At 60.6% G+C, this 9996-nt stretch carries 11 protein-coding genes; 6 read left to right on the top strand and 5 right to left on the bottom strand.

Going from position 1 to position 9996, the window contains the following annotated elements; all coding sequences use genetic code 11:
* Positions 1-284 precede the first annotated feature (284 nt).
* The 3 genes from WCA53_RS30715 to WCA53_RS30705 all read right to left on the bottom strand — a co-directional run bounded on the left by WCA53_RS30715 (position 285) and on the right by WCA53_RS30705 (position 3198).
* Positions 285-893, bottom strand: a complete 609-nt coding sequence (locus tag WCA53_RS30715) for a histidine phosphatase family protein (RefSeq protein WP_423920353.1) — start codon at positions 891-893, stop codon at positions 285-287.
* A gap of 124 nt (positions 894-1017) precedes the next feature.
* Positions 1018-2268 carry an NAD(P)/FAD-dependent oxidoreductase gene (locus WCA53_RS30710; RefSeq protein ID WP_423920350.1) on the bottom strand — a complete coding sequence of 417 codons (1251 nt, stop codon included), beginning with the start codon at positions 2266-2268 and terminating at the stop codon, positions 1018-1020.
* Between the two features lie 150 nt (positions 2269-2418).
* Positions 2419-3198: an SDR family NAD(P)-dependent oxidoreductase gene (locus WCA53_RS30705; RefSeq protein ID WP_423920345.1), complete on the bottom strand. Its 780-nt coding sequence runs from the start codon at positions 3196-3198 to the stop codon at positions 2419-2421.
* Between the two features lie 222 nt (positions 3199-3420).
* Between WCA53_RS30705 and WCA53_RS30700 the strand changes: the two genes are divergently transcribed.
* The gene (locus WCA53_RS30700; RefSeq protein ID WP_423920342.1) at positions 3421-4080 is read left to right on the top strand and encodes a TetR/AcrR family transcriptional regulator; all 660 of its coding nucleotides are present in this window, start codon (positions 3421-3423) and stop codon (positions 4078-4080) included.
* Here the strand turns inward: WCA53_RS30700 and WCA53_RS30695 are convergent.
* Together WCA53_RS30695 and WCA53_RS30690 are read right to left on the bottom strand one after the other, a co-directional pair.
* Positions 4065-4289 (bottom strand): hypothetical protein, encoded by a 225-nt coding sequence (locus WCA53_RS30695; RefSeq protein ID WP_423920339.1) that lies wholly within the window; start codon positions 4287-4289, stop codon positions 4065-4067. The two genes, WCA53_RS30700 and WCA53_RS30695, sit on opposite strands and share 16 nt — an antisense overlap.
* 186 nt (positions 4290-4475) lie before the next feature.
* Positions 4476-5354 carry an SDR family oxidoreductase gene (locus WCA53_RS30690; RefSeq protein ID WP_423920336.1) on the bottom strand — a complete coding sequence of 293 codons (879 nt, stop codon included), beginning with the start codon at positions 5352-5354 and terminating at the stop codon, positions 4476-4478.
* A 108-nt stretch (positions 5355-5462) separates the two neighbouring features.
* On the opposite strand from WCA53_RS30690, the gene WCA53_RS30685 reads away from it, so the two are divergent.
* The 5 genes from WCA53_RS30685 to WCA53_RS30665 all read left to right on the top strand — a co-directional run.
* Positions 5463-6368: a LysR family transcriptional regulator gene (locus WCA53_RS30685; RefSeq protein ID WP_423920333.1), complete on the top strand. Its 906-nt coding sequence runs from the start codon at positions 5463-5465 to the stop codon at positions 6366-6368.
* 195 nt (positions 6369-6563) lie between these two features.
* Positions 6564-7652, top strand: coding sequence for an acyltransferase family protein (locus WCA53_RS30680; protein ID WP_423920329.1), 1089 nt, complete (start codon positions 6564-6566; stop codon positions 7650-7652).
* A 2-nt stretch (positions 7653-7654) separates the two neighbouring features.
* Entirely contained in the window at positions 7655-8350 is a 696-nt protein-coding gene (locus WCA53_RS30675; protein WP_423920325.1) for an SGNH/GDSL hydrolase family protein, read from the top strand.
* Between the two features lie 164 nt (positions 8351-8514).
* The gene (locus WCA53_RS30670) at positions 8515-9426 is read left to right on the top strand and encodes a Ku protein (RefSeq protein WP_423920322.1); all 912 of its coding nucleotides are present in this window, start codon (positions 8515-8517) and stop codon (positions 9424-9426) included.
* Positions 9423-9996 (top strand): MerR family transcriptional regulator (locus WCA53_RS30665; RefSeq protein ID WP_423920319.1); only part of this gene is annotated, 574 nt, incomplete at its 3' end. The genes WCA53_RS30670 and WCA53_RS30665, both read left to right, overlap by 4 nt.

Below are 9996 nucleotides of genomic sequence, written 5' to 3'. Positions count from 1 at the left end.
GAATATTCCCCGATGCGGCGCGAGCAACACCTTCGCGCGAGACCCTCGCTGCACCGGCACTCGAACATGCAGCCACGCTCTTGCGAACGGTGCACGCCCGACTAACTAACGGCGGCGCCGGGGAATTCTTTAGCCACGCCCATGGCTAAAGCGCTGTGCCAAGCGCGGTTCCACCGGGAAAACGACCGGCGGCTCAGCGGCGAATGCGCTTGTTCGCGGCGTCGACACGATGCCCGCGCCGACGTTCGCGTTAGACCAACCTGGAATGCAGGGGCAGTGAACGCCTAGCGCTGCGGGTAACGTATGTTCCACTGCCGCAGAGCGCGTGCGTCGCGTTCGAAACCGAGCACGCTGACCGAGGCCGTATCGAGTAGGAGATGCGCGCCGAGGGCCGCGGAATCGCTCATCCAGCAAGCGCCGAGAACGCGCAGAAAATGCGCATGCGAAAACACCGCGATGCGCCCGCTCGTTGCAAGGAAGCGCTCGATCAGCGATTGCGCACGTGCCTGAATCGCGTCGATACTTTCGCCGTCGGGAATCGCAGACGTCCATACGGACCAGTCAGGCTCTTCGACATGGATATCCTTGGTCGTGCGGCCTTCGTAGATACCGTAGTCCCATTCGCGCAGACGCGGCTCTTCTTGCGCCTGCGCGCCAAGGCCGGCTTCGGCGCAGGTTTCGCGAGCGCGCGTCAGCGGGCTGCACAGTACGAGGTCGAAGGCTTGCGCCGCGAGCACGGGTCGCAAGCTTCGGGCCTGTTCGCGGCCGTGGTCGGTCAGCGGAATATCGGTGCGGCCCGTGTGCTGGCCGGATTGACTCCATTCGGTTTCGCCGTGCCGGATTAGCCAGATTTCGGGCGTGTTGTCGTGCGCAGCAGAAGCAGTCTGGTTCATGGTCGGCCCGGGTTCGTGAGTTGAGGACGAGCGGCGGCAACGCCAGCCGCCAGGTCCGGTGAACCCGATTCTACGGCTCCCCCGATAAATTTTCAGAGAGGGTCTGCGCGTTTGGGCTGTTCTTTCAAGGGACGCCGAATCGTTCTGCCCTATACGGCGCCGGATCGATTATGGGTTCCTCACCCGTCATCATCTCCGCGATCATGCGGCCCGTCACCGCGCCGAGCGTCAGCCCGTGATGCCCATGGCCAAACGCAAACCACAGGTTCTTGTGACGCGGCGCAGGTCCAATGACCGGCATCATGTCAGGCGTGCAAGGACGGCGGCCCATCCAGGGTTCCGCATCGATGCGCTCCACCAGTGGAAACAGGGAACGCGCGTGAGGCTCGGCACGCTTGAGTTGAACAGGCGTTTGAGGGGCATCGCGATGAGCGAGTTCTGCTCCCGTCGTCAAACGAATTCCGCGCGCCATCGGCGCGAGGAGGAAACCGTTATCGACGTCGAAAACCGGATGGTTCAGGACCGCTCCCGCTTGGGCAACGAAGTGCATGTGATAGCCACGCTTGACCTCCAGCGGCAAGCGATATCCCAGCGCCGTTGTCACGTCCTTGGCCCACGGTCCGAGCGCAATCACCGCCGACGAGGCGCTTATCGAACCCTCCTGTGTCAGCAATCGCCAGCCGTTGCCGGCTGCTTCCAGCGTGATTGCATCGCCGGTGAAGAAACGCCCGCCAAGGCGCTCGAAGTACGCCGCATATCCTTCGACCAACGCGCCCGGATCGCTGATCGATACGGCGTCGGTGTAATGAAGCCCGCCCACCAGCGCGTGGCTCAGATGCGGTTCGGCATGATGCAACTGTGAACGGTCCAGTGCGCGGTACTGGATGCCGTACTCGCTATGCCATCGCTGCGCATCGCGTAGTGAATGATCGAGCGTCGCGGTTTTGTGAAAGACCTTGATCCAGCCGATCGGCCGCAGCAAGGACTCGACATCCGCGTCGCGCGCGAGCATCTCGTGTTCGACCACGGAGTGCTCGATCAGCGGGGCATACAGTCGTGCGATTGCGGCATGACGCGCCGGCTCGGAATTGCGCCAGTACTGCAAGAGAAACGGCGCGAGTTTGAGCAGTGCGGATCGATGGTAGTGGACGTCAATCGAGTCGTTGCGCGCGTAGTGCATCAAGGTGCGCAAGTCCCGGGGAAAGGCGTACGGATAGACGCCTTCACGCTGCAGCAGTCCGGCGTTTCCGAACGATGTTTCGCGGCCCGGAGGCTTGCGGTCAACCAGCGCGACGGACCGGCCGCGCTTTTGCAGATGTACCGCGATCGACACCCCCACGATCCCCGCGCCCAGCACGATAGTGTCGAATTTCATGCGTCGGAGCGTTCCTTGGCGGAGGCTAGATGGGCGGAAAAGCGGCGGCGGCTTGAGAATGCCTACGCCGACTTGCGATTGTAATCGCGCCGCCCTACCCCGGCCCCACAATGACTGCTAGCAGGACCCCAACCTCCGCGCCGTACGCAACTAGGCAGCAGGCCGAAAAATCGGCGCACCATAAGGAGCCCCAATACTCCCGCCATCCACCACAACCTCCGCAGCCGTAATCCCCGACGCCGCATCAGATGCGAGGAACAATACTGCGTTTGCCACTTCGTCCGGTTCGCTCAGGCGACCCATCGGAATGCGCGGCGCGAGCGCCCCTTCCGTTGCTTCGATCGTCGCGCCAGTACGTGCACCACGCGTCCAGATCGGCGTGCGCGTGCCGCCGGGAATCACGGTGTTCACGCGGATGCCGCGTGCGACGAGTTCCGTCGCGAACACTTTCGCCATCCCGGTAACCCCGGCTTTCGATGCCGAATAAGCCGCCGACCCTGCCGCCCCCAACTCGCGCATCACCGACCCGTTCAACACAATCGACCCGCCAGCACTCATCAACGGAAGTGCAGCCTGAACCGTGAGGAACACGCCGGTCAGGTTCGTACGGAGAATCGCTTCGAATGCGGCGGCCGTCGTGCCGCCGAGCGGCGTCGGCCCGGACACGCCGGCATTGGCAAACACAATGTCGAGCTTGCCGAACGCTTCACCCACCTGCTTGATCATCGAATCGACTGCGGCGGGATCGTCGAGATCAGCCTGAATCGCGAGGACGCCCGCGCCTAACTCCGCTGCGGCGGCGTCAAGCTTCGCGCGGTCGCGCCCAGTGATCGCCACGCGCGCGCCTTCCGCGAGCAACAGCCTCGCGGTCGAAAAACCAATGCCGCTATTTCCACCCGTCACCAACGCAGTCTTATCCGTGAAACGCATAGTAGTGCTCCTGATTTGTTCCTTAAGTTCCCGCCTTGTCAATACGGCGGAAATGCGCCGACAGCCGACGCTAAAGTGCAGCCTCGCGAGACGCCCGAATGCGCTCGCCAGCCGTGTCCTGGACATTGATCCGGCAACCCAACCGCATCCGAAAAGCCAACGCGGCCGGCATCGCAAATCTGCATGTTGTCCGTCATCCACAATTTCAGTATTATACTCATCATGCAGATTGTCAAGCGCGAAGAGGATGAAATGGGTTACTCACAGGCACAGAAGGCGGAGAGCAGGAAGCGTGTTCTCGATACAGCCGCGAAGCAGATTCGCGAAGGCGGGATTGAAGCGCTGGGCGTGGCCGATTGCATGCGTAGTGCGGGGCTGACGCACGGCGCGTTCTACGGCCATTTTGCGTCGCGCGATGCATTGATCGTGGAAGCGCTGCAATACGCGATGACGGGCAGCGCAGACCGCCTCGCCGCACTGGAGGATCGCGCGAGTGCGGATTCGCAGACGGCTTTGCAAGCTATCGCCGATAGTTATTTGAGCGAGCGCCACGTACAGGATCCGGGCTCTGGTTGCGCGTTATGTGCGCTCGCGGGCGACGCCACGCACGCAATTCCGGGGGTCAGGGAAGTCTATACCGAGTATTTGCGCCGGTTTGCGGCGCGACTGGCGAAGGCGGCGGCAGGCGAAAACAGCGAGGTCGGGCTTGGCATTGCAGCAACGATTGTCGGAGCGATCACCCTGGCGCGTGCGGTGGACGATCCCAGGCTGGCGCAGTCGATCTTGAGCGCGGCGCACGCGATCGTCATGTCGCAGGAGCACGGCGAGGAGGCAGAGCCCGCGCCTGACTCTGAACCCGAGTCTAGTCAGAAAATCGCGTAGTCCGTTTGCCGCGTGAAAAAGCGCTGCAACCGGCCTAACACCTCATAACCTCGCGACGTCAGCCGGACTTGCAACTCACCTCCTGCGCCTGTTTCGATCCGCACGAGCTTCTCACGCTGCAGATTGGCCAGGTCCGTCGATCGCGGCTCGACCTGGAACGGTGAATGCTCGATCAGGAGCAGCGTTGAAAACTCGTGAGGGCTAAGCATTGGATTCTCCTGGCATGAACGAAGTGCGTGTCGATGCATGCTAGGGAATCAAGTTGTCATTCACGCTACAGCCATTTTTCATCGCGTTACACGGTTACATCTTTTCGATGTTGCACGGCCACGGGGCCGGTTGATGTGTTCCGCCGAAACGTCCGGATACAGTCTGTAACGCCAACGGGGTCAACCTCAGCCGTTCTTCCACTGGCTTGCGATATTGAAAGCGAAGGCGCCATAGGTACGCGGCGGCCGGCCCAGCAGCGAGGTCATCCGTTCCACGGCGGCGGCGCTTGCCGCCATGCCGTCGCTATGGAATCGGTCGAGCATGAGGCGCAGATCCCGCGCTACCCATCCCGGCGAATAGCTCGCCAACTGGGCTTCGAATGCATCGAGATCGTCGCCGCCATAGTTGACCGGCTTGCCGAGCGCCTCCGTCCAGATGTCCGCTATCCCGGCTCCCGTCAGCGCGTCGGGACCGACGAGTTCGATCGTCTCGCGAGGCAACGGCGTTGCGGCGTTCTCGCGTTGCAAAAGGCGCGACACTGCAATGTCGGTGATATCGCGGGTATCGACCATCGATACGCCCTTGCCGCCTACGGGCATCGCGTAAATGCCCTTGCCGAGCAACGCATCCTTTTGCCAGACATCGTTTTGCGTGAAATAGCACGGCCGCAAAATAGTCGCGGGCAAGTCGAATTCTTCAATCATTCGCTCGACCGTGTACTTGCCGGCGAAGTGCGGGACATTCGTGAAGCGGTCCGCGTTGAGCACCGAGAAATAGACAATCCGCTCGATCCCGGCGTCGCGTGCCAGGCTCAGGGTAATGAGCGCCTGCGTCACTTCATCGGGAACGACGGCGTTCAGCAGGAAAAGCGTGTCGATGCCACCGAGCACCGCGCGCATCGATGCCACGTCGGTCATGTCCCCTTTCACCACGCTGACACCGCTCGGAACCTGCACTTTCTCCGGCGACCGCGCGAGCGCGCGGACATTCGCGCCTTCCTGTGCAAGACGCTTGACGATCTGGGAGCCGATGGCGCCCGTACTACCGGTAACGAGAATGGTCACGATGAATCCTTTTGGTTAGTTGGGTCAGGTCACGGATTTATTCTCGTCGTTCCTTTGACGAGACGAAAGACCTAGAATCAAGACACTTCGTCTTGCCGGTGAGACACCATGGATCTTCAGGCGCTGTCGGATTTCAATGCTGTTGTGGCGCACGGCGGCTTCGGTCGTGCGAGCCGCGCGACCGGACGGCCAAAGGCCAGCTTGTCTCGCCGGGTCATGCAACTTGAACAGGCGCTTGGCGTGCGCTTGCTGCAACGAGGAACGCGGACCCTCGTGCTGACGGAAGAAGGCGCGACGCTTTATTCCCGCACGACGCAGCTGCTCGGTGAAATCGATGATGTGGCGGACGCCGTCAGCATGAACGCGCGGGAGCCGAGCGGGCGCTTACGGATCAGCGCGCCGACTGTTCTGGCTTACGAAACGCTGGGGCGGCTGAGCGCGGCGTATATCGCCCAATACCCGAAAGTGCGCGTCGAGGTGATTGCGGAGGACCGCTTTGTCGACTTGATCGCGGAGGACTACGACGTGGTGATCCGCGCCAACCCCGCGAGCGACACGGAACTGGCGGGCCGTTGCTTTTTCCGCGATGAAAACATCATGGTCGCGCCGCCGAAGTTGGCAAGCACGCTGGATGGCATCGCCGACGTGGGCGGTGCTGACGGTGCCGCCACATTTCCCGCCGTCACGCTGCTCTCCGCACCCGATAACGACATCTGGCGCGTGCCGGGAGCCGCTGGTGTCCGCGAATTTCGTCCGCGACCGGTGGCGCGGTTTTCATCGATATCCATGGTCTGCGAAGCCGCGCTCGCGGGAGCGGGCGCGGCGCTCCTGCCTTCGTGGAAGGCCAGGCCTTATGTTGAAAGCGGCCGGCTGAAATCATTCGGGGCGGTGGAGGGGCGCAGCATCGAAGTGTGGGCGCTGTTCGCCACGCGGCGGCAGTTGAGCCCGAAGATCGGCGCATTCGTCCAGTTGCTGGTTGACGCGTTTGCGAATGCGACGCCGGGCACGGTTTGAGCGGGGTTCGTGCGTTCCCGCATCCTTGCGTTCCTGCGTCCCCATCTCCCCCGATATTTAATTCGCGTACGTCATTAAAACCCGCCCAATATTTTTCCGATTTTTTTTCTTTAGTATCGGTTCGACTATCCGCTTTTTGCATTTGAGGGAATTTACCCAAAGCGCTACCGCCCCCTTTCTCGCCCGGACTTACAGATGTCATCTGCTTTAAATCAGCCAGCCAATCAGGCTTTATTACCGGACAACACGCATCGCATAGTTGCTCTTGACGGCCTGCGGGCGATCGCCGTACTCGCCGTGTTTCTGCAGCATGCGCTCAAGGCCCCACTGTGGATGGGCGTCGATTTATTTTTTATTATTAGCGGCTTTTTAATAACCGGCATCCTGGTTGATCGAAAGGCCCGCGGACAATCGTATTTCACGCATTTTTATTCGAGACGCGCACGCCGGATTTTGCCGCCCTACCTCTTGCTCCTGGTGGTTTCGTCCCTGCTATTCGGGCTCGGCTGGGCCGCTCATTGGCCGTGGTTCGCCTTTTTTGCGACGAACATTGGCGTATCGATCGGCGATATCGGGCATCCAAGTCTCAATGTGTTGTGGTCGCTCGCCGTGGAAGAGCAGTTCTACCTGGTCTGGCCGTTCGTGGTGCTATTTACTTCCGAACGCACGCTGATGTGGATAGCAGCCGCGGCGCTAGTCGTCGTACCGATCATGCGTGCCATAGCGACCCCGTGGTTCGACACGTTTTGGCCGATCTATTATTTGACCCCATTTCGAATGGACCTGCTGTGCGCGGGTGCGTTAATGGCGATGCTCGTACGGCGTGATCGCCGCATATTCGAGCGACTTTTTACTCCAGCGGTCATCTGCATTGTTGCGGCCGTTGCTGCGCTTGCCTATTTGCATTTGCACTTCCCAAGGTTTCGAGCAGAAAACACACCGTTGTCCAATGCCGCGCTATACAGTATCTCGCTCGTGCTGTGCGCCTCCCTCGTCATCGTCGCGATAGAAAGTCGGGGGATCGTCAAGAAAGTGCTTTGTCATCCGGTGCTGGTTTATGTCGGGACGATCAGCTACACGGTCTACCTGATTCATCTCTCCATCCTGTACGTGCTATGGAACCTGAACGTGAATCGGATGACCGCGGCGATTGCGGGTCTCGCCATCACGATCATTTATGCCAGCGCAAGCTGGTTCCTGCTGGAGAAACGCTTGACTCGGGGCCGGCGGCCAGCCGTGGCGGCCAAACCTGGAACGCCCGTCTACTCAGGTTCCGCGCAGTGAAAATGCTTATCGGCCTTCGTAGCAGCCTCCTTGTCGGCCTCTCGACGCTGGCAGTATCGGTGAGCGCTAACGCCGCCGATTTGCTGATCGAGGCCTACGGCGACTCCACGACGCTCGGCATCTCTTGCATCGATCATCAGTGCGGCCCGCGCCCCGAAAACGCCGTCACGTTCCTACAGGACAAGTTGCGCGCCAAGTACGGCGATGGCGGAGTAGTCACGAACCTCGGCGTCGGCGGCACAACCGCGACGCAACTCGATGCCGGCAACGACCGTAGGGGCGGCAAGCCGTGGGTAGACCGATTGAGCCAGTCGCACGCGCGCATTGTGACGATCAACTACGGCATCAATGAAGTGACGCACAACCAGACCCCGCAGCAGTTCTACGATGCCGAGACAACGCTCGTCAAAGCGGCGCGAGCGAGCGGGAAATTGCCCGTGCTGGAAACGGCAAATCCGATGCTCGATCGACGCCTGAACGCGCGGCTCGCCGACATGGTCGCGATGACACGCCGTGTCGCCGAGGAACAGCATGTGCCGTTGGTCGACCAGTTCGCCAGCGTTTCTGCCCTGCCTGCCTGGCAACAGGCGATGTCCGACGGCGCTCATCCGTCCGCGTCACTTTACAAGCTGAAGGCAGATTTCGATTTCGCGGTGCTCGATCCGATCGTCGCGTGCTTGTTGAAGACCGGCTCTTAAGCCGCGTATCGATCTACACCTAAGCGCACAGCAAAGCAAACTCCTGCGGTGGTAAGCTTTAAAATCCGCGGCCCCGAAAATAGGTGCCGCATCGAAAACTCCCGCTTTCCGGGAGGCGACCATGCTGAGCCGACGCATCGGTGCCGGCTTGCGAGGAGAAGCATATGCCTGCGCGCTCAATCGCATCGCTATCGTTGTCCTTCGGGCTGGTGACCATTCCCGTCAAGCTGTATTCCGCGACCGACAGCGGTGCAGACGTGCGGTTCAACATGCTCGCGCCAGATGGCTCCCGGGTGAAGCAGCAGTACATTGCCGAATCCACAGGCGAGGTCATCGAGCGATCGTCAATGAAGAAGGGCTACGAGTTCGAGAAAGACAAATTCGTCGTGTTCACTGCCGATGAACTCAAGGCGCTCGAAGACGGCGCGAGCCATGTTGTAGAGATAGTGGCATTCATTCCCGAAAAGTCCGTCGATCCGATTTACTACGACAAGGCTTATTTCATCGCCCCGGACAAGCGGGGAGGCAAGCCGTACAGTCTGCTTCAGCAGGCTTTACTCGAGAGCCACCGGTGTGCATTGGCCAAGTGGGCGTCCAAGGGCAAAACGCACATCGTGGTCGTCAGGCCCACTGACGAGGGGCTCGTTTTTCAACAGCTCCTTTTCGCCGACGAGGTCAGGTCGCTCGCCGACCTGCACATTGAACACGTCCCTGTGTCGGATGCCGAGCTCAAGCTGGCGCTGCAAATCATCGAGCAGGGCGCGCAGGATAGCTACGACCCGGCTGCCTACGAGGACGAGGAGAAGAAGCGGATTCTCGCGGCCATTGACCAGAAGATCGAGGGCAAGCAGATTGTCTCGAGCGAACCTGTAGAGCAGGCTCCCAGTGGACAGGTGATTGACCTGATGGAGGCGTTGCGAGCAAGTCTCACGCGCGGCGGTGCGAAGCCGAAGACCGTGCGTAAAAGTAAAGAAACCGCAGAAGCCGCGCCAACTATTCTCCCGCGAACACGGAAGCCGGCCCAACGTGCTGAAAAGGTCCCGGCGGCCCCCGCCAAGGTTCGGGCTCGGAAGTGACGCGCAAACGTACTCAACACGACATCTCGGTGCGTAAGCTTCAGTCGCTGCTGGGCGTCTCCCGGCGCGTCTTATCCGGTTTGATAACAGCCGGATTTGTCGCGCCTTCACGAGGCCCGCGAAACGAACTGCGGTTCACGTTCCAGGACGTCGTCGTGCTTCGTACTGCCTTTCAATTGCAGACAGCCAAGATATCGTCGCGAAAGATTCTAGAAGCGCTTTCGCGCCTGAAAACTGAATTGCCTGACAAGTTACCTCTCTCGGGCATTCGTGTGACGGCTGTCGGCAATACCATCGCAGTCAAAACCGGCTCATCGCAATGGGATGCCAATACCGGGCAGCTCCTGCTAGACTTCGAAGTCGCTGAAATCAAGGGAGATGTCGTCGTCCTCGACGCGAAGCCAGGACAGAAACACGCAGCGCTGCAAGCCGAAGACTGGTACGAACTTGGCGAGCAACTGATGGAGTCTGACGTCAAGGGTGCCGAGCAGGCGTACCGCAAGGCGCTAGCCCTTTCACGAGACCCGTTTTATGCAGCCTACGTCGACTTGGGCGTGCTTCTCTGCGAAC

This window comes from Caballeronia sp., from assembly GCF_049581465.1.
In the GTDB taxonomy this organism is placed as follows: Bacteria; Pseudomonadota; Gammaproteobacteria; order Burkholderiales; family Burkholderiaceae; genus Caballeronia.
The sequence above is the reverse complement of the archived record's forward strand: the minus strand, read 5'-3'. Positions and strand labels throughout refer to the sequence as shown.